The sequence below is a fragment of the Chitinimonas taiwanensis DSM 18899 genome (assembly GCF_900119825.1).
GTDB classification, from domain to species: Bacteria; Pseudomonadota; Gammaproteobacteria; order Burkholderiales; family Chitinimonadaceae; genus Chitinimonas; species Chitinimonas taiwanensis.
The window spans coordinates 86,972-112,744 of sequence record NZ_FPKR01000011.1; the positions used below are offsets into that span (position 1 = coordinate 86,972).

Genomic DNA, 25,773 nt, shown 5'->3' on the forward strand with positions numbered 1-25,773 from the left:
TCGTTGGAAGAGTGGTTCAGAAAGCAGCGGCTTGGCGTGCGGGCAGCCAGGCCAGCACGGCAATCGTGATCAGGCTCAGCACAATGCAGGCACCGCTGGGCCAGTCTTGCCACCAAGACAGCAAGAGGCCCGCGAGATAGCCGGCAGCGCCGAGCAAGAAAGCCGGCCAGAAGCCGCGCCAGCCGGGGCGGCGCCAGGCCAGGGCGGGCACGATCAGGCTGGCGAACACCAGATACACACCGAGCAGCGCCACCGACTGGCTGACCAGCAGGGCGAAGCTGGTGTAGAAAAAGCCTGCCTGGGCCAGGCGCTGCGGCCGCCAGGCCAGGCACAGCAGAAACAGGCTGCTGAGCAACGCCAGGGGCAGCATGGCTGACCAGCTCACCCACAGCACATCCCCGGCCAGCAGGCCGGACAAGCGTTGATGGCCATGTGGGTCGGCGGCCAGCAGCAGTACGGCCAGGGCGGCCGCGCCGATATAGACGAGACCGATCAGCGCCTCGCGCCGCGCCGGCCAGCACTGGCTAAGCCAGGCCACCCCGCCGGCTCCAAGCAGGGCCAGCGCACTGCCCGCCAGACTATTGGCCCAGTCGGCCGCAAAGCGCCCTGCCGCCAGCAGCACGCCCAGGCCCGCCAGCTGGGCCACCGCCAGGTCGATGAACACGATGCCGCGTTGCAAGACCTGGCGACCGAGCGCCACATGGCTGATCAGCACCAGCAGCCCGCAGACCAGCGGGGCCAGCAGCCAGTCGAAGGTGCTCATGACCGCCCCGCTGGCGTGGCGGCATTCAGCAGCGCCGTCAGCAGCCCTTCATACCAGGCGTTCAGGTCCAGGCGCTGGCTATCCACCGTGGCGGGCAGGCTCAGCACTGGCAGCTTGATCTGCCCGGCCAGCCAGCGCGCCGGCTGCGGGTCCTGATAACTGGTCTGCACAATGACAAAGGGCTGTGCCTGCTGCGCCGACTGCAAGACCTTGCGCAGATGCACGACGCTGGGTGGCAGTCCGGGCTTGGGTTCCAGGTCCGCCACCTGGCGCAGATTCAGCCAATGCCACAAATAGGCAAAGCTGCTGTGCTGGGCAATCAGCGCGCGGTCCTCCAGGGCGCTGGCGCGTTCTTCCCAGCGCAATACCTGGCGCCGCCAGGCTTCGGCCCAGCTGCCAAATCGCTGCTGGTACACGCCGGCCTGGGCCGGGTCGAGCTGGCCGAGCCGTGTGCTCAGCGCCTGCGCCACCCGCAGCATGCGGCGTGGGTCGAGGTGCAGATGCGGATTCCCCTCGGCATGCACATCGCCCATGCTGCGGTCGACGTGCTGATGCGCATCCAGCAACTCCACCTGCTCGGCCGCGAAGAACAGGCCGGGCTGGCCGGCCTGCACGCGCGGGTTGGCGGCTTTTTGCTGCAGCAGCGGCAACCAGCCCGCTTCCAGCGACGCCCCGGTGCAGATGGCAAGATCAGCCTGGCGCAGCTGGCTGATCAGCGCCGGGCGGGCCTCGATATGGTGCGGGTCCTGGCCGGCATGGGTGGCGATGAACAGCTTGGCGTCGGGCGCTAGGATGCGCACCAGCGCCGCCCATTCCGGCTCGCAGGCAAACACATTCAATGCCGCACAGGCGGGCAGGCCCGCCAGCCCCAGCAGCAGGGCCGCCAGCTTAGAACGCATGCGCACCGTGGGCTCCCAGGCTCATCGTGTAATTGAGGCTGACGGCATTGCTGGCCGCAGCAAAGCCGCCCCGGTCGCGCTGCTGGCTGAACTGCAGGCGTACCGTGGAGAAGTGCGAGGGCTTGTAAGCCAGCGCCAGGCTGCGCTCCTGCAAGCGACCCTTGTGGAAATGATCGTCGTGCGCTTCCAGCACTTTCAGCTCATCCAGGCGCGCTGCCACTTCCCATTGCGGGTTCAGGCGCAGGGCGGCGGCCAAGTACCAGGCCTGGTGGGCGTCGTCCTTGCTGGCGGCCAGACTGGGCTGGGCCAGGCGTGCGTACTCGGCCGACAGGCGCAGCTGGCGCTCGCGGTTATTGCCACCCGGCGCCCACTTCCACACCGCATCGGCAAGGTAGAGGTGACGCCCCTGGTAGCTGCCCGCATGGCTGTGGCCGTGCTCGTCCTCGTGGCTGTGCACGTGTTCTTCCTCTTCCTCGGCTGGTGCTTCGCCCAGCAGCTGGTTGCGCAGATAGCTAAGCCCGAACTGCCAGCTATGCGCGGTGCCAATATCACCGCCCAGCTTGCTGCTGACCGTATACGCCCCCACGCGTTGGCGAGTTTCGCTCACGCCGGTCAGCGTCTTGCCGCTCAGCGCTTCGGCGCCTAGCTGCCAGTAAAACGGCGTGGGCAGCAGCCAGTTCACGCGCAGGCCATCGTCAAAATAATGGCTGCCCAGAAAGGCGCGATACAGCAGCGGGCGTTCGCTGAAGTCATCGGTGTGCACATGCTGGGGGTTCAGGTAGCCAATCTGCGACAGGAAACGCCCGGCGCGCACCTGCAAGCCAGCGGGCAGCGTCTGGGTCTCGACATAAGCCTCTTCCAGTTCAAGCTCGGTTGCGCCTTCATGCTGGTGCAGCACGGCGGTGGCGCGGCCGCTGAAGGCCGGGTCGATGGCGCCACCCAAACTCAGTTCGGTATGGCCGACCGAGAAGCCGCGCTCGCGGCTGCCCAGGGCGAGGTCGCGGCTGCTGAAGCCACCATCCAGGGTGAGGCCCAGCTCCAGCGCTGCGCTGCTGGGGGCGGCCTCATTGGCCTGTGCGGGCAGCAGGCTCAGGGCGAAGGCGAGGCTTAGGGGGGTAAGGGCGAACTTAGTGATCATGGTGTGCAATTCCGAGCCAGGTCAGGCCCATGGGGGAAAAGTTGAGGGGAAGTGGCGCACGCAGGCTGGCCTGGGCGATATCGATGACGGCGATCTGGCGGCCCGCGGGGTCGGCCAGATAGGCGAGGTCATCGGACTGACTGATGGTCAGGCTGGGGAAGGGACTGGCGGTGGGCATGCTGGCAATCACGCTCAGGCTGCTGCGCTTGGCCCAAGCCGCGGCGCTATCGAGCACATGCACGCTGCCCTGGTCGTCCAAGACCAGCAGCTGCTCGCCATGCCGGTCGAAAGCCACACCGCGTTGCGTGCGGCCCGTTGCCCAGTTGATGCGGGTGATGGTGGCCTTGTCCGGGTCGATCTCGAACAGATGGCCGGGCGAGGCGATGCCGACAAAGCGCGCCTGCTCGTGGTGGCCGGTAATGGTGCCAATGCGCACGCCGGTGCCGATATCGGCCGGATTGGCCAGCTTGCTGGCGGTGAAGTTGGCGCCATCCTGGCGGATTAGCAGCACGCCATCGCTACAGCCAAAGGCGCTGTAATTGACATTCGAATAGCTGCCGTGCAGGCCGGGGCAGGGCGTATCGAAGCGCTGCACAAACTGGTAGCTGTTGCCCTGGCGCCGGTACAGCTCCACCTGGCTGGGCAGCGTGTCGGTGTTATCCGGGGCGCGATAGGTGGTCAGCAAATACTCGCCACGCGGCTCGGCCGTGCCGTGCATGGGCTTATCCAGCGTCAGCGTGGCCTCGGCGCGCGATGCCGCGATGCTGGCATCCGACAGCGTCACCACGCCGGCCGGGCTATTGCTGCTCACCAGGCCATCCATGAATAGCGCGGCTAGGCGGTCATGGGTTTCGTAATGCGTGGGGCGCACGCCATTGAGCTGATACGACAGCAGGCGCGGCGCCTCGGCGTAGTCGTGCAAGTGGTCGCCATGGTCCTCTTGCCATACGCCGCCATCGACGATCTGCACCGCATCCTGGGTGCGCTGAATCGCCAGTGCATAGCGGCGGTCGGGGCTGGCATACAGCGCGCTGGGCGCATAGGCGAGGGTGAAACTCTGCGCGACAGCCTGTTTGTCGAGGTCATACACGCGCAGCGCGGTAGCGCCGGCTTCGCTAATGGCCAGACGGCCGAGCGTGCTGCTCGCATGGTCATCATCGTGCCCGGCATCCGCGCTGGGCTTGCCCTGCTGGGTTTCGGAATTACAGGCGGCCAGCAGACTGAGCAGCAAAAGGGCAGCCAGCCGGCGTGGTGCGGAAGGAAAAGCGTTCATGGCGGTCTCGTTGTGTGGAATGTTATACCGTAACAAATGTTATAACATATCAATCAAGCTGAGAAGCCTGTCCATGAGGCTGGGCAATGCTTTGGGGTGAAAGCTCGGCGAGAGCACATGGTTCCGCTTCCAACCCAAGCGGTCTAACTTCTCCGCGCGCCAAAGGCTCCCCGCCTTCGCGGCCGCCATTGCGACATTCGGCACGCGCGTGTCGCACGCCGCGCTCGACACCCGCCGCCCTGATACGGTCTACTGCACCTCGCCGCCGGCATGGGACGCGCCGGCTCCATCGTGCTAACGCATGCGCGCTCAAACGGATCGGCACCGCGCGAAGACAAGGGTGAGTGGATGTACAAGTTCTCGGTTTTTATCTTGGTCTTACTGGCGGGCTGCGGGGCGGAGCCACTCGAACTGCCCGCGCCGGTAAAGGCTGAAGCCTTGGCCGCGACGCATCACCGGATCAGCATCACACCAATCGGTGCCGCAGCCCCGGCCGAGCAATGGCGTACCCAGGTCGTCGCGCTCTATTCGCCACTCGATAGCAGCCAGCCCGGCACCAGCACCGAATCAACGAGCTACTCGAATTGCAAGAAAAGCAGCGGCGTGGTCTTCGTGCCCTTGCCTAACCTGTTCCCCTGCACCCGCAGCTTCTCGAAGACCCTCGAGCGGCAATTGCCAGCGAGCCAGATCCAGCATGCTGGCGGATCGGTGCTGGTGAACTTCGAACCCGTGGTAACGGATGGCGGCGCCCGCTACCGGATACGCGATTTGTATCTCGATTACCGCCGCTGCAGCGGCGATTGCCCGGAGCAAAGGCTCCACATCGATCTGCGCTGCCATCGCGCTGATGCCAGCGACGAGGTGGTGGGCGAGGATCTGCTGCTGCGCTACCAACGTGGCGCAACCGCCAGCGCCGAAGCCGCCGAATGCGCACTGAAGCGAGGCGAATGGCCGGGTTGGTATCAGCGGGACACCGTGATGCCGATACTCAAGGGCCACTTCGGCGAGGACGACTACGGGCAGAGCGATACCTTGCTCAGCGCCTACAGCGCCGTGCCCACCGCTAAGGGCGGCTGGCTACCCAACCCGGCATACGGGCGCAACCATTTCCGTGATCTGTGCCCGCTTGAAAAAGTTGGAAACGGCTACGAAGTTGCCGACGGAATCTGGCGACTGAGCGCCGCCGACGGATGGCCATTTGATCCGCAAGTCGAAGTACGCCGCTATCGGCCGCCAGGCAGAGGCCTGTGCGCCATCGAGCTCGAAGGCCACCACAGCGAAGGCGAACTCCAGCATCGCGTGCGCTACTTCTACGAATTCACCGACGGCCAGCTGATGCAGGTGCGCAGTGAAGAGCAGGTGCACATTGAAGAGCCGGGCGACATTCAGCGCACCTGGCGCTTCGAGGGTGGCAAACCCCTCGAATACATCTACCGTAACAACGACCGCAGCGGCGATGGGCGTGAGGTGCGCTACTGGCACCGTATCGCCGCTGAACAATGGCCCAAGCAAATGAACTACCAGCCGGACATGGCGGAATTCGAACGGATGAAGCACTTCGCGGCACGACTGGCGAATCGCTCGGCGACGCTCAAGCCGACGCCATAGCGCCGCCGCGCACGCTGATCAAGCCACGCGTTTGCCAAGCACAGCGTGGCCTCTCTCTCGACGGCATAGTTGGTAGGGGGATTAGCCGTAGGCGTAACCCGCAAAATAATCAGATTGCACGCCACCGACGGTTTCAGCTGCGATCAGCGGGATTTCCAAGTGGCTTGATGGAGCCAACCATGCCCTACATGTCTGTATCGGGTGGACTCTAACTTTGCCGGCTTTCGGTGGAAGGGCCACGAAGCCCGATGCAATTACCCCAAGGGTCCTGGACTTGGCATATGGCCTGGCCGTTCTCAATGAGCATTGGGCCACGATACAAACGTGCACCGATGGCTTGGAAGTGTTGGAGCGATGCCTCGAAATTGCGTACCTGCCAGTAGACAACAGAGCCGGCAGGACCAGAGGGTACTTTGACGTCTGATGGCACAAGCTCGAGGTTGACATTGCCAAGGCAAAGATATTCAAAGTCTGAATCGGGCAAGCGCTGACGAACCGCATCGGGAAATGCGCGCTGGTACCAAGCTAATGCTTCTGGGACGTTTCCAACGTGGATCATGACGGCGGCGACGGCGTATTCGGGCATGGCGTGACGGGTTGCACAAGGTTTGAGTTAGGCGGCCCACTGTGGAATGACGCATTGGGGCACGGATGAAATAAGGCCCAAAGGCAACAGTGGTAGTGCGGGTTAGCCGTAGGCGTAACCCGCAAAAATCGGATTACACAACACCGCTCGTTTTAGCTGAAATCAGCGTGGTTTCTGCGCGGGTGATAAAGCCAACCCGCCCTACATGGCTAAGTGGTAAAGCCACGTTGGTGTCAATGCGTTGGGTGGGGGATTAGGCATCCCTTGCATAGGGCAGTGCCGGAAGGGACTCCGCCCACTCGATGAGCTTGAAATCACGACGTTCGAGTTCGCTCATGAATGAAACGAAGCTACTGGCTAGAACGGTGTACGTTGGAGCCGACCTTGAGAGAAATACGATGGTGCCGCGCTCTGGAACGAAGGCGTAGAAGTTACCTAGTTCGTCTTGAGCGAAAATGACCAAGTCCTCCAGCTCACTGTGTTCGACCCACTTAAACCACTTAAACCACTCAAACCTGAAGCTCAAACTTTCATCCAGATCACCGTATCCGACTGCCAGCAACCAGGCTGCTAGGTCTTGCGGGATTGTGGCGCCTACCTGGCGCTCGATCTGGTCGATGTCTATTGCTGAGATCGGACGAAATTGCTCAAAGAGCGGCTTGGAATGGAGGAACTTCCGTCGCCTAAGGCTGAGGATTCGGTTAGCGATGGCATGCATGGATGAGGATGCTTTGAGCATGGGCATAGATGTGTTCTCTAACCCTAATCCGACCCCAAATGGGGCAACAAAAATATTAAAACGACCTGAGTTATCCACCCGCTGTTGCCGCGAAGTCCTTGATGTACTTCCCATAGCATGTCGCCTAACAAGGCGGCAGGTCCAACAACACTTTGCATGCGCTGCCACTAGCGCTCGTACCCTGAGATGGCATTGGACGCAGATGCTTGAGGGCCGCACAAGCGCGCAGGCTAGCGCAAAGTGTCGTCGTGCGTAAGGCAGGTCAGCAACAAAGCCTCCTAAGCGGGGTTTTGTTCAAGCCGGCGGCGTGCTTGGCGCATGGCGGCGTTTCGACTGGTGTGGGGCCATGCCGGCGGCGCTGGCCTTTACGCCCTCATTTTCCCCTTGTCGCTGCGCAGCCGGGCAGCGCTCGCCCTGTGCTTTGCTGAGCTGCCGGGCGTACAACACGCACAGCCTTCTCTTGCCACTCATGCATCTGCAAGATGTTGCTTAGGTACATGAATGCATAAGGAATTTCACCTGCTCTTCGTCCTTGGGTGAGCCTTGTTCGAGAGAGATTGCGCCAAGCATTTCTCGCACTAGATAAGAATGACTTGCATTTATCAAATGATAACAATTATCATTCATCCATGAAAAACGAACCGAACAAGGCCGCCCCATCAGCCCAGTCGCTCGAGCGTATCCGCCTCGATGCGCTGACGCTGTTGCAGGGTCGGCAGGAGCTGGAGATTGCCCATCGTGGCGAGATCTATCGCCTGCGCATGACCCGCAACGGCAAGCTGATCCTGACCAAATGAACCCGCTGCGCATGGCGCAGCCCACCCTTCCATGACGATGTAGCCAGCCAGCCAGCCCCGTGCCAGCAAGCCAGCCCTTATACGCCCCCGCCGCTTTTCGGCGGCGGGGCATTTTTTGGACCCTGGACATAATGACTGGCAACACGCTTCTACTTCGCCTTACCCCCCTGGCCACTGCGTTGGCCCTGCTCCCCGCCCAGGCCGACACCAGTGCGGCTGTCGATGCTGCCGCGGCCGATGCGCTACCGGCCGTGTCGATTACCGCGACTCGTCTGGCCAAGGACGCCGATGCCGTGGCACCCAATGTGTCGGTGCTGGCCCCCGAGGGCGAGGACGCCGGCCGGGTGCACGATATTCAAAGCCTGTTCGCCGATGAGCCCGGCGTGGATGTGGCGCGCGATCCGGCCCGGCGCGGCAATGCCGGTGTCAGCATCCGCGGTATCGATGGCAACCGCGTGCAGATGAGCATCGACGGGGTGAATCTGCCCCAGGTGTATATGGGCGGCGGCGCGGCGATTTCCGGGCGCGATATGGTCGAGCTGGACAGCTTGAGCGCAGTGGAAGTGGTCAAGGGGCCGTACTCGGGCCTGTATGGCGCCGATGCGCTCGGTGGCATCGTGGCCTACCGCAGCCTGAATGTGGCCGATCTGCTCGACAAGGACGCCAGCGTGGGCGGCCGCATGCGCCTCGGCTATTACGGCGTGGATGACAGCTATAAGGCCGCCGCCGCCGCCGCCTTGCGTAGTGTCGATGTCAGCGCGCTGTTCAGCTACACGCGCCGCCAGGGCGAGAACAACGAAACCCAGGGCAAGAACGACAGCGCCAGCAGCGCGCGCACCACCGCCAACCCGCTCGACTGGCATAGCGATGCGCTGCTGGCCAAGTTGAACTGGCAGCTGGCGCGCGGCCACAGCCTCGGTTTTACCCAGGACAGCTTCCGCCGCCATAGCGAGGGCGATTACCTGAGCAGCCGCAGCGCCGCCGTGCTGGCCCAGACCAGCACCGACACGATGAAGCGCGACCGCAGCAGCTTGAGCTACGACTACCAGGGCGAAGCGCGCGGCCTGAGCGCCGCCCATGTCTCGGTCTACCGCCAGTACGGCGAAAGCCGCGAAGACACGCTGGAAAGCCGCGCCGGCAATGTGCGCCGCACCAATAACTCGGGTTTCGAGCAGACCGCCTGGGGCATCGATACCCAGCTGACCCAGCGTTTCGACCAGGGCAGCCTGCTGCATACCGTGGTGTGGGGCGCCGATTATGACCACACCGAATCCAGCCGGCCGCGCATGCGCACCCAGATCAATGCCAATGGCAGCGTCAGCACCGTGGTGGCCGGCGAGGTCTTTCCGCAGAAGACCTTCCCCGACAACGACAGCGAGAAGATCGGCCTGTTCGTGCAGGACGAGATCGCCTTCGCCTCTGGCCTCCTAGTCACCCCCTCGCTGCGCTACGACCGCTACAGCCTCACCCCCAAGCCCGACGCGCTGTATGCGAATGCCAATCCGAATCCGGCCAGCGTGCGCAAATCGTCCGACTCGGCCGTCTCGCCGCGCCTGATGTTCAGCCTGCCGCTGGCACAGGGTTGGACCGGCTTTGCCCAGTTCGGCACTGGCTTCCGTACCCCGAACTTCGACGACGGCGTGCTGGTGTTCGTGAACGCCGCCCAGGGTTATGAAATCCGCCCGAACCCGGACCTGAAGGCGGAAACCAGCCGCAGCATGGAATTCGGCACCCGCTACCAGGGCGAGCGCTTCGAGCTGGCCGCCACCGCCTACCAGAACCGTTACAAGAACTTCATCGCCTCCACCCTGGTGTCGGCTGTGGATACCAATGCCAACGGCGTGGCCACCGAGTTCCAGGCGCAGAACCTTGGCCGCATCCGTATCCAGGGCCTGGAGCTGAAGGCCGCCTGGCGCCTGCTGCCGCAGCTCAAGCTGCGCGGTGCGCTGGCCTATGCCAAGGCCGACGACCTGGAAAGCGATGTGCCCTACGACGGCGTGGAGCCGCTCAACGGCTTGCTGGCGCTCGACTACGCTGGCCAGGGCTGGGGCAGCAGCCTGAGCCTGCGCGGCGCACGCGCCAAGACGCGCACCAGCGCCGCCACCCTGTTCCAGGCACCCGGCTATGGCGTGCTTGACCTGAGCGCCAGCTACCAGCTCACACGCCAGGCCAGCCTGCAGGCCGGCATCTACAACCTGGCCGACAAGAAGTACTGGCTGTGGAGCGATGTGAAGGGCCAGGCCGCCGCCAGCACGGTGCTTGATCGCTACACCCAGGCCGGCCGCACCGCGGCGGCCAATTTCGAATACCGCTTTTAAGTAGGTACTGCGCGAATCAACTTGAGCGTCAGCGAAGCTCCCTCGCGGAGGCGAGGGCGGGGGGAGTGGAATCAATCAGCGACAGCCGCTTGATTCCGCTATGCCCTGTAGCGCCCGGCTTTGCCGGGCGGGGAGGTACTGGCTGAGGTTCCGAGTAGCGTAGCGTCGGTTTGACTGCCGTACCAGCCCAGGGCGCAAGCCTTGCGGCCAGCTACTCACCCTGTTGTTGGAGGAGGCCAGAACTGGCCTTTGGCAGGGGCAGCGTCGTCCGGGAAGCCGGCGCTGCCCGATGCCATTTTTTCATTTGCGAAGGAGTGCAACCATGAATGCAAGCACGCTCTGGCAGAACTATCTGCACCTGAAGGCCGCCGAGCCGAAGATACGCGCGCGTGATGCCGCGGCCCGCCTGGGCGTCAGCGAAGCCGAGCTGGTGGCGGCCGATCCGCTCTCCACCACGCTCTTCCCCAAGTGGGCCGACATCCTGGGCGCGCTGGAAGTGCTGGGCCCGGTGATGACCCTGACCCGCAACGAAGCGGCCGTACACGAAAAGACCGGCATTTACGCCAATGTCAGCATCCAGGGCGAGATGGGCCTGGCGCTCAACCCCGAGATCGACCTGCGCTTTTTCCTGCACAGCTGGCGCTACGGCTTTGCCCTGCGCGGCGAGCGCCCGTCCATCCAGTTCTTCGACCGGCATGGCGATGCGGTGCACAAGATCTTCCTGACCCCGCTGTCCGATGCCGCCGCCTACGACGAGCTGGTCAGCCGCTACGCCAGCAGCCATGCCTGCGTGGAAGTCGACCTGCAGCGCGAGGCCGCCAATGAGCAGCCCGACGCCGCCATCGACCTGGCCGCCTTCCGCCAGGGCTGGCTCAATCTGCAGGACACCCACGATTTCTTCCCGCTGCTGCGCCGCTTTGGCCTGCGCCGTCCGCAGGCGCTGCGCCTGGCGCCGCAGGGCTATGTGCGCCCGGTTACGCTGGAATCGGTGAGCCTTTTGCTGCATGCGGCGGCGCGCACCCAGCTGTCCATCATGGTGTTTGCCGGTAACCATGGCTGCCTGCAAATCCACACCGGCCCGGTCAACAAGATCGTGCCGATGGGGCCGTGGCTGAATGTGCTCGATCCGGGCTTCAATCTGCATCTGCGCATGGACCTGTTCGCCCACGCCTATGTGGTGCGCAAGCCCACTCGCGATGGCGAAGTGACCTCGCTTGAGTGCTATGACGCGGCCGGCGAGCTGATTGTGCAGTTCTTTGGCGAGCGCAAGCCGGGCAAGCCGGAACTGGCGGCCTGGGCTGAGCTGGCGCTCAGCCTGCCTGATCTGGAGCTTGCCCATGCTGCGTAAATCGCTCGCCCTGGCCGTTGCCGCGCTGCTCAGCCAGGTGGCCCTGGCCACCGACCGCATTGTGGTGCTCAGCGCCGATGTGGCTGAAATCGTAGTGGCGCTGGGCAAGGCTGACGCGGTGGTCGGGCGCGACCGCTCGGCCAAGCTGCCGGCCCTGGCCCAGGCCAGTGATATCGGCCTGTCGCGCTCGCTCAGCGCTGAGCCCATCCTGCGCCTCAAGCCCAGCCTGGTCATTGGCAGCCGCATGGTGATGCCGGCCGGCATCTGGAGCCAGCTGAAGGACTTCGGCCTGCGCGCCGTGCAGGTGGGCAGCCGCGAAGATGGTGCCGACTACGCCGAGGCGATCCGCGCGGTGGGCGCCCTGGTGGGGGCCGAAAACCAGGCCGCCAAGCTGGCCGGCGACTGGCAGCAGGCCATGCGCCCGCAGGCCGCGCTGGGCAAGCGCATTCTGATCACCTACGAAGGCAAGACGGTGGCCGGGCGCGATACCCCGTCCGATACGCTGATCCGCGCCGCAGGTGGCATCAATGCCGCGGCCGGCATCAGCGGTTACAAGCCACTGGATGCCGAGGCGCTGGCCAAGCTCGCGCCCGATCTGATCCTGGTGGCCGAACACAATCAGGCCGTGTACGGCGGCCTGGCCCAGCTGCGCCAGCGTGCCGATATCGCCAGCACGCCGGCTGGCAAGCAGGGCAAGGTGTTCGAAGTGCCCGTGCATGAATTCTTCAGCGTGAACCTGGGCAGCCCGGCCGCGGTGAAGAAACTGAAAAGCCTGAGCTGAACCCCGCCCGCGCCTTTCGCCAATGGCTGGCCCTGATGGGGGCAGCCTGCTGGCCAAGGCGTGTGGCGCTTTATGCGTTTTGTGAGCCGACTGTCATGCCCACGTCCGAAGCCCGTTTGCGCTGGCCGCACCGTCCGCCTGTGTTTGCTCCCCTGCTGGCGGGCCTCTATGGCCTATTACCGCGCCTGGCCCTGCTGGCCGCCAGCGCCGGCCTGATCGTGTTCGCGCTCGGTTTTGCCGGCGATGGCTGGCAGTGGCCGGACCTAGCCGACCCGCTGGTCAGCGCGCTGCGCCTACCGCGCGTGCTGTCGGCCCTCTTGGTGGGCGCGGCGCTGGCGGCGGCCGGGGCCGCACTGCAGGCGCTGTTCCGCAACCCCTTGGCCGACCCTGGCCTGATCGGCACCGCCAGCGGCGCCGCCCTGGCCGTGGTGGCGGTGATGGCGCTGGGTCTGGTCAGCATCGGCCTGCCCACGGCGGCCTTTATTGGCGCGCTGCTCAGCACCTGGCTGCTGCTGGGCTTGTCGCGCCTGCTGGGCGGGGGCGAGATCAGCCTTTTGCTGCTTGGCCTGGTGCTGGGCAGCCTGGCCGCGGCGGCCACCGGCATGCTGCTATTTCTATCGGATGACCTGACCCTGCGCAGCGCGATGAGCTGGTTATCGGGCCAGCTGGGCAGCAGCACCGGCGCGCCGCTGGCCTGGGCCGCGCCGTTTGCCCTGGCCGGCATCGCCCTGCTGCTGGCCATGGGGCGCGAGCTCGACTGCCTGCTGCTGGGCGAGGATGAGGCGCGCAGCCTGGGGGTGCCGGTGGAGCGTGTACGGCTGTGGACCGCCATCGGCGCCGCGCTGGCTGTGGGCGCGGCGGTGTCGGTGGCCGGCATCATCGGCTTTATCGGCATGATGGTGCCCAATGCCTGTGCGCTGCTGCTCGGCGGTGGGCGGCGGCGCCTGATCTGGGTATCCAGCCTCGCCGGTGCGCTCTTCCTGCTACTGATGGATACGCTGGCGCGTGGCATTGCCTACCCGGTCAATTTGCCGGTGGGTCTGCTGGCCGGTTTTATCGGCCCGCTGTGCTTCTTCTGGTTATTCCGCCTGCGCGCACGGAGGCTGGCATGAACGCCGCTGCCATACCGGCCATGCCGGCTTTTCTGCTGCGTCAGCTCGGCCTGCAGGCCGGCACGCGCGCGCTGCTGGAGGGCATCGACGCTCAGCTGCCGCTCGGGCGCTTTACCGCCATCGTCGGCCCGAATGGTGCTGGCAAGAGTTCGCTGCTGAAACTGCTGGCCGGCCTGCAAGCCCCGAGCCAGGGCCAGGTGCTGCTGCATGGCCTGCCACTGGCCGCCATGCCGCTGGCCGAACGCGCGCGCCAGCTGGGCTGGCTGGGCCAGTTTGCCGCGGCCGATTTGCCACTGAGCCTGCACGACTATGTGCTGCTGGGCCTGCGCCCCACGCTGGGCAGCTTTGGCCAGGCTAGCGCGCCGGACCTCGCACGTGTCGCGTCCGCACTGCAGCAGTTCGACCTGCTCGGCGCCCAGCAGCGCCGCTGGGGCCAGCTATCGGGTGGCGAGCGCCAGCGCGCGGGCCTGGCGCGCCTCCTGGTGCAGGATGCGCCGCTCTGGCTGCTGGATGAACCGACCAATCACCTCGACCTCAAGCACCAGGCCCTGCTATTCCGCCGCCTGCGCGCCGAAGTGGCCCAGGGCCGCACCATTGTGGCGGTGCTGCACGATCTGCCCCAGGCCGCACGCTGGGCCGACCATGTGCTGCTGCTGGGCGAAGGCCGCCTGCTCGCCCAGGGCGCGCCGGCCGATTGCCTGAGCGCCGCCGAGCTCAGCCGCGCCTACCAATGGCCGGTGCGCCTCTGGCCCGATGCGGCCGGCCACTGGCAGCTGGCGGTGGGCGAGGTGGCTTAGCTGCTGGTGGGCTGCGGCCCGGCGCCGCAGCCGTCTACGCTGTATTCCAACCACGCCGCTACGGCGGCTTTGCCTGCGAGTCTTCCCATGTCCTATTCCCTGCCCACCGTGTTGGCGGCCACGCTGCTGCTGGCCGGCTGCGCAAGCACCCCGGCCCAGCCCGTGGCCGATTTGCGCGCCGCGCTTGGCCAGCCCGGCTTTACCCTGATCGGCGAGGTGCACGACAACGCCGCAGTGCATGCGCTGCGCGCCCAGGCGCTGGAGCGGGCCCTGGCGGCCGGCTGGCGCCCGGCGCTGGCCTTCGAGCAATTCGACCGCGAGCGCCAGGCCGATATCGACGCGGCGCGCCGCGAGGCGCCGCAGGATGTGGACGCGCTGATCGCCCGCGCCAAGCCAGCCGGCAAGGGCTGGCACTGGGATTTCTATCGCCCGCTGTTGGTGCTGGCGCTGCGTTACGACTTGCCCATCGTGGCGGCCAATCTGTCGCGCGCCGATGCGAGCAAGGTGGTCAAGCAGGGTTATGCCGCCGCGCTATCGGCCGAGCAGATTGCGCGTTACCAGCTGGATGCCGGCGTGCCGGATGCGCTGCAGGCCGGCCAGATGCGCGCGATTGCCATCGGCCACTGCAATCAGCTGCCGGACAGCCTGTTGCCCGGCATGGCGCGCGCGCAGATCGCCCGCGATGTGGTGATGGCCGACGCCATCGCCCCCTACCGCGCGCGCGGCGTGGTGCTGATTGCCGGCAACGGCCATGTGCGCCGTGACCTGGGCGTGCCGCACTGGCTGCCCGAGGCGCGCGCCTTGGGCCTGCTGGAAAGCCCTGAACCGCAAGCCTACGACCAAAGCTGGGTGCTGCCGCGCCAGTACCGGCCCGACCCCTGCGCGGGTCTGGCAGCAGGCAAGGGCTAGCCGCTCAGCTTGATACGAATCCTATTCAGCGCGGCGGGCTACCGTCCCGCCGCAGCTGGCCCGGGAGCAGGTCAGCTATGCGGTTGGAGTCGCTCCTTGGGTGACAGGCAGCGTGCAGGCTTCTGGAGTCGGGTAATTTTTCCCCTAGTTGCGGGATGCCTAATCAAGCAAGAGCTGATAAAAAGCGCCAGAACGTCAGGCAGTGATCGAAACCCTATGTCGTAGTGATGTGTTTGAACATATCTTTTTGGGCGTTGAATTAATCTTGGTACTACTAATTACCTGTGGAGATGCATAAGGTGGCACATGACGCTTTTGAGCCGGTTGATCTAAGTTACGAGAATATTCAATGGTTTAGAAAAAGATGGTTTGTTGTTATAACGATGCTGATATTTTGTCCGGCTACGATTCTTATCTGCCTTACCGGTGAGGTCTACGCTAAAAGGAAGGATGGCGTCTACAAGTTCAGTGGTAAGCAAAAAAATATTTTGCTGGTTATTGCGGTGATTTTCTTGATACAGGGATTAATTCGTTTAATTAATTGATTTAAATTTCAGTCGGTACGTCAACCCAAGGCTATGCTTTGGGTTATTTTTTGGGTCTTGGCGGTAATTGCGAGCTACTTGTTACTCAGTGCCGGCCCAGTAGGACTCACCTGTTAAATACAATTTTGGTTGAGCTATTAATCAGAATTATTGAGGGTATCTGCATGTATTGGTGGGCGCGGTGGGGTGCTTTGGGGGATGTGGTAAGTCACATCTTGGTGAAGCTGATTCCGATGAAGATCACGCCCATGAGTCTCTTTGTTCGGTCGTTAATGGTCAATATGAGCAGCTTTGGTGGGCCAAATTTCTATCGCCTTTGAAGCGCATTTTGAATTTCACAAGCCAGGCTTGTTGAGAGGTTTTTATGGCGGAATATCAGTCGAAATTAACGGATAATGCCGCGGATTTCATCTGGCCAAATGATGATGTATTCGGAAGAATCGCATCGCGCTACGATTGGCTATGTGACTTGTTTAGTTTTGGCCTACATCGCCTCTGGAAGCACAGAATGGCGCAGCGCATTGCTGGCGAAACATGGGTCACTTTATTGGATGGTGCGACCGGTACGGGCGATATCATGCTTCGAATATTCTCGAAAATCTCCGACAAGAAGAAAAATATCATTGCCGCTGATATTAGTGAAAAGATGCTGGGCGTCGCACATAGAAAGCTGATGCCCATGCCAAGCAATGTCAGCTTGGTTCGTCTGGATGCAGAAAATATGGCCTCCATTCCCAGTGCCAGTATCGATGCTTATTCGATTTCACTAGCGCTGAAGATATGCAATCGGCACCGGGTGTTGGAGGAGGCTTTGCGAGTGTTAAAGCCGGGTGGTCGATTGATTGTGCTGGAAGCGTCCAATATTCGCTATGCGTTTATCCAAAGGCTTTACCTTGTGTATATGTCCATTTGCATACCGCTACTTGGCTGGCTGATGACTGCCGGAGATACCTCTGCCTATAAGTATTTACTTAAAGGGATCAAGGAATTTCCTTCAGCAGAAGGCTTGGCGGCGGAAATGCTGAATGCTGGTTTTGAAAGCGTCGAGTTCGAACGCTTGACCTTGGGGATTGTGGCGATTCACGTTGCACGCAAACCGCTAGTCGGTACGCTTCACGTCTGATCATGCTGCCCACGGGTAACCTCAGATTGTTGACTGAATATGTTCTGAAGGGAGCGTTGAGGGTTTGATTTTGGGTTAATCGTCCAGGCTGGCGTGGAATTTGGCAGAGCCTGTGCGATATGGTTTGATGGTTTGTATTTTTAGAAATGCTTGATTGGGGATGTATGAAAAACGAAGCCGTGATAGTTCTGGGTTTGGCATTGGAAAAGGCTATCCCATTCTTTAAGGCAAATAATGCGCGCCTTGCTGAATTATTTGGCGATACACCTGCGGAGTTGGATGAGGTATTGGGAGAAGCATTTTGTGCCTGCGTGGAATGGGGTGAATTCGATTCATGGGGGATCGATAGTGTGAATGCACTCTTGCCTATCAAAAATTCGGAGATCTTGCTCAGCGTCGATGAATTGTATGATGAGATTGGTATGCCTATCGATGTTGAGAGTGATGATCCATATGAATTCTTTATGCCCACGCTCCAGGCACAGCTTGCTAAGCATAATCTCCAGTTGCTTGAGATATGCACGTTAGATGAAGCAGCCTTTTTCGCGGAAGAGAATACGCGTCTCGTGTGCGTGAGCACCGCAGCCGGTTGCGTGGAAGCGCTGAATGCCTTGCTCGGCGACCTGGGTTTAGCCTTGATGTAACCCTATCTATGCAGCCACCGATTGAATATCTAATGGCTGTACATTGGCTATTCGGCAGAGCCCTGCGCTAGGTAGCTTCTTATGTTGCAAGAAAGCATGCCTGACATAAGGGGGGGCGATTCGCCCGCTTGAACATGCTTCAGGCCATCATTGGGCCAGTTGCCCTCAACCATGCTGCCTGCTTGATCGGTAGCGTAGCGCTAGGTGATAAATGACCATGGATCTCAAACGGTCAGTCTTCATTCCCGGCATTTATGCCTTCCTAATAGGCAGTGCCATGGCAGTCACACTGCCATGCTGGGCAAAAGAACAAGACGGTATTGTGAGTGTGAAGGGTATTGAATTTCGTTATGCAGAGCGTGTCCCCGGTGGCTTGTATCGAGCGCATTACGCACGTGAGACCTGGGGGCAGCTCTATAAAGCGGTTTCAATACATGCGCCTCAGGCACCTGTCCGTCGCTTGAGGGCGAATCCTGAATACGGTTACTTCGATGGCAGTGCTCGCCCGCTGGTTTCTCCGGATGGTCGCTATGCGGTCTTGGCGCAGCTACTAGGGGGTTATGTAGAAGGGGCTGGAAAGAAGCAGTGGCACGAAGTCTCATCTTGCGTTTTCGTTCAAATGGCCACGGCTCGTGTTCTTACCCAGGAAACAGGCGAGGTATGCGGTGGCGAATTTGTGGGGCCTGCGAGATGGGTTTCCCCTGCTGGCAGTGAGCTCAATCTGAACGATTTGGCGAACTAGTCGCTGTCTTTGCCTGGCTAGGCATGTCCCATGCATACATCGCGCAATGTTGGGGTTATGGAGGAACACACCATGCCCGCCAGCATGCTGATCTACACGGCCATTTTTTGGGGGGCTGGTGCTTGGACTAGTCTTGCTGATTGTTTCTCTGCGCTTTGTGGAATGGCGGCAGGCAAGGGCTAGCCGCGCATCTTGATACGAATCCTATTCGGCGCGGCCTGATCTTTGCACCGCCCATACAGGGGGCTGACTACCATCGTGGCACGGTATGCACCGCCTGGCGCGGCTGGCTACCGTCCCGCCGCGGCTGGCCCGGGAGCAGGCCAGCCATGCGATTGGAGTCGCCATGTATACGCTAGCCCGACTATGTCCCGAGGAAGACATCCTGCTTGAATTGCCGGTGTGCAACCGCGCCCAGCTGTTTGAACGGGTGGCCCTGCACCTGCAACAGCGCTACGGCCTGGCTGCCGAGCCGATTGCCCGCCTGCTGGCCGAGCGCGAGGTGCTGGGTTCCACCGCGCTGGGCCATGGTGTGGCCCTGCCGCATGCCCGCGTACCGGGCCTGAGCACACCGCTGGCGGTGCTGGTGCGCCCCAGCGAACCGATCGAATTCGCCGCGCCCGATGGCCGGCCGGTTAGCGAGGCCATCGTGCTGCTGGTGCCCCAGCATGCGAATGCCGCCCACTTGCAGCTGCTGGCCGAGGCCGCGCAACGCTTCTGCTCGCGCCCCTTCCGCCAGGCGCTGCGCCGCGCCCAGGCACCCGCTGCCGTGCGCCGCCTCTTGCTGGAACCGCTGGCCTTGGCCGCCTAAGCGAGAGGAAGCCCGCCATGATCACCGCTTCGATACGCCATTTCTGCGCCGCCGCCAGCTCGCCAGCCGCGCGCGCCACCCTCACTTCCGCCACCCCGACCGCCGCCGCCCTGAGCCAGGCCTTGCCCTATCTGCGCGCGCTGCAGGGCCAGTATCTGGTCGTGATGGTGGATGGCCCAAGCTGCCTGCAGCCCGCCCTGCGCGAAGCACTGCTGCGCGACCTGGCCAGCCTGCATCAGCTTGGCGCACGGCCCCTGCTGGTGCAGGGGGCCGCCCCGCAGCTGCAGGATGTGGCCGGCCACCGCGCCCCGCCGCCGGCCGCACTACGCCAACAGCTGGCACGCAGCACGCTGGCCGAGCTGAACCTGGAACTGGTGCGTCTGCTTAGCCGCAGCGGCCTGCAGGCCATAGGCCTGAGTGGCTATGACGCCGAGCTGGCCCAGGCCGATGCGCAGCCCGATGCCGCCGGCCTGCACGGCGTGGCCGGGCTACGCGCGGAGATCCTGCGCCACTGGTTGGGCTATCCGGCCGTGCCGGTGCTGATGCCGCTGGCACCGAATGCGCACGGCGAGGAAACGCTGCTATCGCCGGAAGCGCTGGCCATCAGCGTGGCGAAGCAGATCGGCGCGTGCCATCTACTCTTCCTGCACAGCCAGCCCCGCTATGCCGAGCTGAGCGCACAGCTGAGCGATGCCCCCTCGCTGGAAGCCTGTCTGCACGCCCACCCCAGCCACCCGGCCGCCCCCGTACTGCGCCACGCCCTGGCCGCGCTGGCCGCCGGCCTGCCGGCCGTGCACCTGCTGGATGCCGCCGAGCCACATGGCCTCTTGGATGAGCTGAGCAGCCCCGATGGCAGCGGCCTGCTGCTGTGCCAGCGCGGCGGCACCCAGTGGCTGGCCGATATGCAGCGCTATTTCCGCGATAGCGAAGCCGTGCTGCACCGTGGCCTGCAGGTGGAAAGCAAACGCGTGGTGCGCTTTTAAGCCATGCGTGCCACTGCAAGCTGGCGCGCGCCCATCTATCTGCGCCCCTGGCGCCACAGCGATTCGAGCCAGGCGCTGACCGAGCTGCTGCACCGCGCGTTTGCCGGCCTGGCGCGCAAGGGCCTGGACTGCGCCAGCGGGCGCCAAAGCGCGGCACAGACCGCGCAGCGCCTGCAGCAGGGCCAGGCCCTGGTGGCCGAACTGGACGGCAGGCTGATCGGCACGCTGAGCCTGTACGACAGCCAGCCGCATAGCGAGGCCCACAGCTACCGCGCGCCCGATGTCGCCAGCATCCACCAGTTCGCCGTCGACCCCGCCTGGCAAGGGCAGGGCGTAGGCGAAGCGCTGCTACGCCTGGCCGAACGCCGTGCCCGCGCCCAAGGCAAACGCCGCCTGGCCCTGGACACGCCCCAGCCCGCCCGCCACCTGCTTGCCTACTACCTGCGGCACGGCTTCCAAATCGAAGAATCGCTGCGCTTCAGCGGCCGCAGCTATCACAGCGTGGTGTTGTGCAAGGTTTTGGGTTGAGTGATGGGGGGGCAGTCCATTTTGCGCTGCTTCGTTACGCGATAGTGGGGGCTTTGGCGTGCGGTGGCTGGCTAGTCTGCACTAGCCGCACAAGCACGCGCCGCGAGGGCGAGCTAATATAAATGTGTTGTACGAGAGGCGGCACCCCAAGCTCCTTGTGTGAGTGGGACGCTTTTTCCCTTGGCTGTAGGATGCCTGATCACCTAGAACCTGATACAAAGCGATCACGCGCCAAGTAATGACTAGAAATTGGCGTTGCAGTGTTTTGTTTAAAGTTTTTGTTTAGGACTTCTACTTAATGTGAGCGATAAAACATGCGTGTAAAGATCGGACAGAGCGGTGTCGGTGGAAATAATGAGTCATGGTATTACCTTGAATTCGCCGAAGAGGAAGCAAAGTTCTACCACGTGCACGAGTGGAACAATATGAGCTTTTCTCTCTCGGTGAACGAAGGCGAGGAGAGAACCCCTCTAGAACAGTCTAAGGGTAAGCGTTTCTATGAAGAGGCGATAAAGGCTATTAAGATTGGCATATTCTCTGGTGTGAGCTAATCCAGTAGTCAAGCGTACCACTGATTATTTATCCAAATTTCCTATGAACGATCTATACGAACTATTGCGTGAAGACGCATTGCAACTATCTAGTGATTTTCGTAAAGCGTCTATTCAGGGCAAAGGCACTTCACAAGAAGTTGCGGAGTTTAGAGAGAATGCTGTCCAAGCGTTTCTAGCGCGTTATTTCCCATTTCCCCATAGGATCGCAAAGGGCAAGGTTCGCGACTCGTTTGGCAACATCGCCGCATCTATTGATTGTGTAATCTGTGCGCCGAATCACCCATACACGGTAAGTTCTAGAGACAAATTCACCTTACTTTTGGCAGAAGGTGTGGACTCAGTCGTAGAGGTAAAGCCTAATATCGCCGATAAGGCTGAACTTCACCGCGCGCTTGAGCAGGGACTCACAGTCAAGAAATTGCGACGTAGTACTACAGCTCTTATTCGTAACGAGCATCCCATGTCGGAGTGGGCAAAGCGCGTCCCTTTTGGTGTATTTGCCATGCAGTGCAAAGCCTCTCCAATCGAAACAGGGTTTGAGATTCTTGAGTTCTATGAAGATCACGGTATTGAGCCGATAGATCAAGCTGACTTTGTTGTCGTAAATGACGTCTGTGTGTTCTCGAATTTTGTGGACAAATCACTTAATTGCTGGGATGCGACAGGATATCCAAACCAAACTGGATGGTTTTACGAAGGCTGGAGAAAGGACAGTTTGGCCGGTTTTTTATTAAGGCTCCACCAAGTAGCACACGCGGGGATGAAGTTACAGGAGGACATATTACCGCGATATCTAACTCCACCTGCTGAGGCAAGATTTAGAGTAGTGGATCTGGCATACAAGTACGGGATCTACAAACAGTTGCGAAGCCAGCCGGAAGTTGATGCTGCTGAAATACAGCGCTCTCTTCGAGCCCTGACTGAAGAGAGTTAGGGCGGTTTCGGTGCGCGGCGGCAAGCCGCCGAATGCGGCCCGCTGTACCCCACCGCTAACCTAGACGCCAGATTCCGTTCGAAAAATTCATCAGCGCCCCCCGAACCATCGGGTGGGCGCTTTTTCTTGTTCGGGCCTGGGCCTTAGGGCTGGTGGCGGTGTTGGCTGCTGACCGGTGCGGCCGCGTCTATCCCCAATCTGCGGGATGCCGAGCAGGCGGGGAGCTGATAGAAAGCCCGGCCTCGCGCGCGCTGGCCGGTATTCGGCATCGTTGCGGCGGGTTTACACACGTCTTTGCGGGCGTCAGATCAATAAGATGAAAAAGGGATAAATGATGGCGCACACATGGCAGTTATTCGAAGGATGGCTGGCGCAGCATTGGCCAGAAGGCCTTGCCTGCTTGAATCCGCCGGCTTCCGATGCGCAGATTGCTCAGCTGGAGGCCCAACTGGCCGTCAAGCTGCCGGCGGATTTCATTGCTTGCCTGAAGGTGCATAACGGCCAAAGCGGGTCGGCGTCGATATTCGATGGCATGGAATTCCTCTCCTGCGAGGAAATCTACCGCCAGTGGCAAGTCTGGCAAGGCTTGCTGGATGGCGGCGATTTCGACGACATCACCTCAGAGCCGGACGACGGCATCAAGGATGACTGGTGGAACGCGAAGTGGATTCCCTTCACCCACAATGGCAGTGGCGACCATCTGTGCCTTGACCTGGACCCGGACGAATCCGGCTCCGTCGGACAGGTCATCAGCATGTGGCACGACATGGAAGCGCGCGAGCTGAAGGCCACGAGCTTTGCCGACTACTTCCAAGCCTATGTGTCTGGCCTGATCGCCGGGGAATACGTGTATGCCGAAGCGTACGGCGGCATCATCAAGGCGGATGAGGTTTAACTGAACCACGCGGAGCCGGCCCGCGCCCTTGCCTGCCAGCTGGTTGGCAATGGCAAAGTCGCGGGCGGTCCCGTTCTGTGTCCGTAAGGCGTTGAGCGCGGGTATTCGCTTCTCTTGCTAAATCACCCCCGCTATAGCGTGGCTGCAACATTATGGGCTGAGCTGATGCTCAGCCCCGCGCAAGCCATCAACCCACTGGATGCTGCATGATGAATTCGCGCAGCACCTGCGATTTCAAACCTTAAGCATGAAGGAAAACCGAATGCGCACGATGCAGATCATCGTCTTCATACTCCTCTCGCTGATGCTGGCTATGCCCGCAATTGCCGAGGAAGCACGGCCGGTTCCAGCTGAGGCAGAGCCCTTTGTTCTGCTGCTCATGGCCGCCAAGAACGCGGATGCGATGGGCATGCGCGGCGCGTTCTCAACGCGCATACGTGACGACCGCGAACAAGGTGACTGGAATAAGCACCTCAGACAGGCAAAAGTGAGTCTGGCAAAGATGTTTGGCGACTACGCTTTGGCGGACTTTTCATTTGTGTTCTCCGGCGATAAGCGTGAGGGGGTCCTCACGGTCATGTATCGGGACGTAGAGCAGTTTTCTATGCCTGTCGTCTGGGAGTCAGAGGGATGGAAGCTGAATGAGCGGTAATGCAGGCTCTGGCGATGTGCAACGCGGCGGCACCGAGCCCCGCCATCGAGCGGACAGTTGTCGGCAAGCGAGCAACGGTCATCGCTGCATAACCTTCCGGTCAACGTAGCAGTCCAAAGCTAGGCGGCTCCGGCTGCCCCTTACCTCCAACCTTAAGCCCCCTCTACCCTCCGTGCCCATGTCTTCACTCATCGAGCAGCCAGTTCCTGACGCAGCGTTTTTTCGTGCGCTGGAGGCGAGAAGAACGCGCGCGCTCGTCGCGAGAGATATGGCAGTACTCGAGGCCTTGCATGCACAGGAATACCAACTCATCACGCCAGGGGGGAAAGTCTTCTCCCGCGAGGCCTATCTTGGTGCCATCCGCGCCGAGCCTTTCTACGCGGCATGGGAAGTGGAAGGAACAATGAGTGTCCGGCTCTCAGCGCATATGGCCATGGTCCGCTACCAGGCTAAGCTGTGCTTTCCCTCTGGGCGCGTCGTGATCTGCTGGCATACGGACTCCTATGAGCTAGGCCCTCAGGGGTGGCAAGCGGTTTGGTCACAAGCCACCGAGCTTCAAGCGTCAGCACCCGATCCCCTCCACTGCGTCCCAGCTGAAGCTGTACATTGCCTCAGACCTTAACCGCAAGCCCGCTGCCAGCCGCTGGCATCGGTAATTCAGCTCTGCTACGATCGCCGCCGCGATCTTCATAAGAAGAGTGCCGTAAGCGTTTACGTGAATCAACGCGCCACCTCCGCCGGCTCTCGCCGGGGTTGTATTTCTTTGCTTTGCAGCGAAGAAGGCGCCTTGCTTGACCGGCTTAAGGACTTCTATGAAAACTTCAAAATCGCATCTCTTCTTCGGCATCCCCAAGCTACCTGCTCGCTATGCAGGCATCGTCATGCCACTCATTCTCTCGGTGCTTATGACATGTGTCGTTTCAATGATCAGCACGATTCGAGGTGTTGGGTGGGGGCAGAGTTTCATGGCGGTGTGGCCCAGCGCCTGGGCACTTTCTTGGGTAGTCGCATTTCCGGTTCTATTGGTTGTTCTACCCATCGTTCGTAGGCTCACTGCATTAGTCGTCCGAGCAGCCTAAGCGCTTGGCCAAACCGATGCCCACAAGCGCTGCTTGTGGGCATGTTTTCAATCTGCAATACCCACTTGTACCGGCATTTAGCTTGGCACTGGCTGCATCTTGCCTCGATCCTGTCCTTCGGCGCGAAGCCGTGTCGGGGTGCAGCCTTAGTTGGGGAGGCGATCTATGAGAATCAGCGCGATATCTGAAGAGGCGGCGCAGGCATTAGATGCCGAGAGCTGTTTTGTCGTTCGTGAAGTCTTCAACGTCAGTCTGGCTGGCAAGGCATTTGGGCTTACCGTCGAAAGCGTAACGCCTTATCTGAAAACCTATGCGTCAGATGAGGCGCTGGATGAAGACTGTTCTGTCTATGGTGCCTTCGTTAACCAAGCGCTGGCTGGGAAGATTGTGCTCAGCTCGACTTGGAATCATCTCGCCCAGATTGAGCATCTTGTTGTAGCGCATGCGCATCGCGGCACTGGGCTAGCCAAAAGCCTGATCGAGTTTTCAAAACAATGGGCGCTCGACCATCATCTTCAAGGCATTCGGCTGGAAACACAGACAAACAATGTGCCGGCCTGCCGGCTGTATGCCCAATGTGGTTTTGTCCTGGGCGGAATCGATCTATACGCCTACAAGACTCAAGCTGATGTCTCAAACGAAGTTGCGATGTACTGGTACTGGTTTCCTGAGGCCATCGGGGGTACCTAACGGGCTGCCAACATGGTTTGCAACCGTACCGTTTTTTTTACTGCTTTCGCCAGGGCAAAGCGATGGTGAGCCGAGTTGATGGTTTTGCCCGAGTGTTCACCCGCGAGATCAATAGATTAGGAGTGCCATGCAACGCCCGTCTCTCGATGCCGCTGAGGCAGACATCATCGCGTTCGCCCGTGCCTGGGTGCGGTTTGCTGCCCAGCACGGCCTGGACGAGGCGCTTGGCTTGATTGATCGGAGGGACAGCGATCCGCCCTGGAGCGAGGCCTTTGTCAGGGCCATGTCTGACGATCATTTCGGCGACTGTCAGACCTGTGTGATCACCGACCCCGATGCGTTCAGCGATTTGGGCGTGTTTGCCTATCGCTACAACGACGATTCCGGCTTTGCCGTTGACCATGACCTAGCCATGAATCACCAGCGTTCAGACTTCACCGCACAATTTGTCTTCAGTAAAACGCCGCACGGTTACGCGATTTATCTAGAGGACATTCATGTGCTGTAAGACAGGCGCTGAGTCCT

At 61.5% G+C, this 25,773-nt stretch carries 28 protein-coding genes; 22 read left to right on the forward strand and 6 right to left on the reverse strand.

Going from position 1 to position 25,773, the window contains the following annotated elements; all coding sequences use genetic code 11:
- Window positions 1-16: 16 nt before the first annotated feature.
- The 4 genes from BT173_RS14020 to BT173_RS14035 are packed head-to-tail and all read right to left on the reverse strand — an operon-like array spanning window position 17 to window position 4,073.
- Window positions 17-763, reverse strand: coding sequence for a metal ABC transporter permease (locus BT173_RS14020; protein ID WP_072429296.1), 747 nt, complete (start codon window positions 761-763; stop codon window positions 17-19).
- Window positions 760-1,662: a metal ABC transporter solute-binding protein, Zn/Mn family gene (locus BT173_RS14025; protein ID WP_139256176.1), complete on the reverse strand. Its 903-nt coding sequence runs from the start codon at window positions 1,660-1,662 to the stop codon at window positions 760-762. Before BT173_RS14025 ends, BT173_RS14020 begins: the two co-directional genes overlap by 4 nt.
- Window positions 1,652-2,800 (reverse strand): hypothetical protein, encoded by a 1,149-nt coding sequence (locus BT173_RS14030; RefSeq protein WP_072429298.1) that lies wholly within the window; start codon window positions 2,798-2,800, stop codon window positions 1,652-1,654. The genes BT173_RS14025 and BT173_RS14030 overlap by 11 nt, the downstream gene beginning before the upstream one ends.
- The gene (locus BT173_RS14035; RefSeq protein ID WP_072429299.1) at window positions 2,790-4,073 is read right to left on the reverse strand and encodes a beta-propeller fold lactonase family protein; all 1,284 of its coding nucleotides are present in this window, start codon (window positions 4,071-4,073) and stop codon (window positions 2,790-2,792) included. The genes BT173_RS14030 and BT173_RS14035 overlap by 11 nt, the downstream gene beginning before the upstream one ends.
- Before the next feature lie 348 nt (window positions 4,074-4,421).
- On the opposite strand from BT173_RS14035, the gene BT173_RS14040 reads away from it, so the two are divergent.
- On the forward strand, window positions 4,422-5,681 hold the full coding sequence (locus BT173_RS14040; protein WP_072429300.1) for a hypothetical protein: 1,260 nt from the start codon (window positions 4,422-4,424) through the stop codon (window positions 5,679-5,681).
- A gap of 208 nt (window positions 5,682-5,889) precedes the next feature.
- Here BT173_RS14040 and BT173_RS14045 read toward each other — a convergent pair whose 3' ends face one another.
- Both BT173_RS14045 and BT173_RS14050 read right to left on the reverse strand, forming a co-directional pair.
- Window positions 5,890-6,267 carry a VOC family protein gene (locus tag BT173_RS14045; RefSeq protein ID WP_072429301.1) on the reverse strand — a complete coding sequence of 126 codons (378 nt, stop codon included), beginning with the start codon at window positions 6,265-6,267 and terminating at the stop codon, window positions 5,890-5,892.
- Between the two features lie 253 nt (window positions 6,268-6,520).
- Entirely contained in the window at window positions 6,521-7,012 is a 492-nt protein-coding gene (locus BT173_RS14050; RefSeq protein WP_072429302.1) for an SMI1/KNR4 family protein, read from the reverse strand.
- 623 nt (window positions 7,013-7,635) lie between these two features.
- Here BT173_RS14050 and hemP point away from each other — a divergent pair.
- The 21 genes from hemP to BT173_RS14155 all read left to right on the forward strand — a co-directional run bounded on the left by hemP (window position 7,636) and on the right by BT173_RS14155 (window position 25,756).
- Entirely contained in the window at window positions 7,636-7,803 is a 168-nt protein-coding gene (gene hemP / locus BT173_RS14055; protein WP_072429303.1) for a hemin uptake protein HemP, read from the forward strand.
- Between the two features lie 179 nt (window positions 7,804-7,982).
- Window positions 7,983-10,121, forward strand: a complete 2,139-nt coding sequence (locus BT173_RS14060; protein ID WP_072429304.1) for a TonB-dependent hemoglobin/transferrin/lactoferrin family receptor — start codon at window positions 7,983-7,985, stop codon at window positions 10,119-10,121.
- A gap of 322 nt (window positions 10,122-10,443) precedes the next feature.
- Window positions 10,444-11,469, forward strand: coding sequence for a hemin-degrading factor (locus tag BT173_RS14065; protein ID WP_072429305.1), 1,026 nt, complete (start codon window positions 10,444-10,446; stop codon window positions 11,467-11,469).
- The gene (locus BT173_RS14070; RefSeq protein ID WP_072429306.1) at window positions 11,459-12,250 is read left to right on the forward strand and encodes a heme/hemin ABC transporter substrate-binding protein; all 792 of its coding nucleotides are present in this window, start codon (window positions 11,459-11,461) and stop codon (window positions 12,248-12,250) included. The genes BT173_RS14065 and BT173_RS14070 overlap by 11 nt, the downstream gene beginning before the upstream one ends.
- Window positions 12,251-12,345: 95 nt before the next feature.
- Window positions 12,346-13,362, forward strand: a complete 1,017-nt coding sequence (locus BT173_RS14075; protein ID WP_084658637.1) for a FecCD family ABC transporter permease — start codon at window positions 12,346-12,348, stop codon at window positions 13,360-13,362.
- Window positions 13,359-14,159, forward strand: a complete 801-nt coding sequence (locus tag BT173_RS14080; RefSeq protein ID WP_217651472.1) for an ABC transporter ATP-binding protein — start codon at window positions 13,359-13,361, stop codon at window positions 14,157-14,159. The genes BT173_RS14075 and BT173_RS14080 overlap by 4 nt, the downstream gene beginning before the upstream one ends.
- Before the next feature lie 87 nt (window positions 14,160-14,246).
- Window positions 14,247-15,068, forward strand: coding sequence for a ChaN family lipoprotein (locus BT173_RS14085; RefSeq protein ID WP_072429307.1), 822 nt, complete (start codon window positions 14,247-14,249; stop codon window positions 15,066-15,068).
- A 909-nt stretch (window positions 15,069-15,977) separates the two neighbouring features.
- Window positions 15,978-16,736, forward strand: a complete 759-nt coding sequence (locus BT173_RS14095; RefSeq protein WP_072429309.1) for a ubiquinone/menaquinone biosynthesis methyltransferase — start codon at window positions 15,978-15,980, stop codon at window positions 16,734-16,736.
- Window positions 16,737-16,900: 164 nt separating this feature from the next.
- Window positions 16,901-17,380 (forward strand): DUF6630 family protein, encoded by a 480-nt coding sequence (locus BT173_RS14100; protein ID WP_084658640.1) that lies wholly within the window; start codon window positions 16,901-16,903, stop codon window positions 17,378-17,380.
- Window positions 17,381-17,591: 211 nt separating this feature from the next.
- Window positions 17,592-18,122: a hypothetical protein gene (locus tag BT173_RS19385; protein WP_139256170.1), complete on the forward strand. Its 531-nt coding sequence runs from the start codon at window positions 17,592-17,594 to the stop codon at window positions 18,120-18,122.
- A 346-nt stretch (window positions 18,123-18,468) separates the two neighbouring features.
- A complete protein-coding gene (locus BT173_RS14105) occupies window positions 18,469-18,933 on the forward strand; it encodes a PTS sugar transporter subunit IIA (protein WP_072429403.1) in 465 nt (154 codons plus the stop codon).
- A 17-nt stretch (window positions 18,934-18,950) separates the two neighbouring features.
- Window positions 18,951-19,916, forward strand: coding sequence for an amino acid kinase family protein (locus BT173_RS19665; RefSeq protein ID WP_072429310.1), 966 nt, complete (start codon window positions 18,951-18,953; stop codon window positions 19,914-19,916).
- A gap of 3 nt (window positions 19,917-19,919) precedes the next feature.
- Window positions 19,920-20,444 (forward strand): GNAT family N-acetyltransferase, encoded by a 525-nt coding sequence (locus BT173_RS14115; RefSeq protein ID WP_072429311.1) that lies wholly within the window; start codon window positions 19,920-19,922, stop codon window positions 20,442-20,444.
- A gap of 314 nt (window positions 20,445-20,758) precedes the next feature.
- Window positions 20,759-20,995 carry a hypothetical protein gene (locus BT173_RS14120; protein WP_072429312.1) on the forward strand — a complete coding sequence of 79 codons (237 nt, stop codon included), beginning with the start codon at window positions 20,759-20,761 and terminating at the stop codon, window positions 20,993-20,995.
- A gap of 43 nt (window positions 20,996-21,038) precedes the next feature.
- Window positions 21,039-21,932, forward strand: a complete 894-nt coding sequence (locus tag BT173_RS19395) for a DUF6602 domain-containing protein (protein ID WP_139256171.1) — start codon at window positions 21,039-21,041, stop codon at window positions 21,930-21,932.
- Window positions 21,933-22,263: 331 nt separating this feature from the next.
- A complete protein-coding gene (locus BT173_RS14130; protein ID WP_217651473.1) occupies window positions 22,264-22,827 on the forward strand; it encodes an SMI1/KNR4 family protein in 564 nt (187 codons plus the stop codon).
- A gap of 199 nt (window positions 22,828-23,026) precedes the next feature.
- Window positions 23,027-23,479: a hypothetical protein gene (locus BT173_RS14135; RefSeq protein WP_139256172.1), complete on the forward strand. Its 453-nt coding sequence runs from the start codon at window positions 23,027-23,029 to the stop codon at window positions 23,477-23,479.
- Between the two features lie 178 nt (window positions 23,480-23,657).
- Complete coding sequence (locus BT173_RS20070) at window positions 23,658-24,101, forward strand: nuclear transport factor 2 family protein (RefSeq protein WP_072429315.1); 444 nt, start codon at window positions 23,658-23,660, stop codon at window positions 24,099-24,101.
- A 190-nt stretch (window positions 24,102-24,291) separates the two neighbouring features.
- Window positions 24,292-24,558, forward strand: coding sequence for a DUF2798 domain-containing protein (locus BT173_RS14145; RefSeq protein WP_072429316.1), 267 nt, complete (start codon window positions 24,292-24,294; stop codon window positions 24,556-24,558).
- A 165-nt stretch (window positions 24,559-24,723) separates the two neighbouring features.
- Window positions 24,724-25,248, forward strand: a complete 525-nt coding sequence (locus BT173_RS14150) for a GNAT family N-acetyltransferase (protein ID WP_072429317.1) — start codon at window positions 24,724-24,726, stop codon at window positions 25,246-25,248.
- Window positions 25,249-25,375: 127 nt separating this feature from the next.
- Window positions 25,376-25,756: a DUF7668 domain-containing protein gene (locus BT173_RS14155; RefSeq protein WP_072429318.1), complete on the forward strand. Its 381-nt coding sequence runs from the start codon at window positions 25,376-25,378 to the stop codon at window positions 25,754-25,756.
- The last annotated feature ends 17 nt before the right edge of the window (window positions 25,757-25,773 follow it).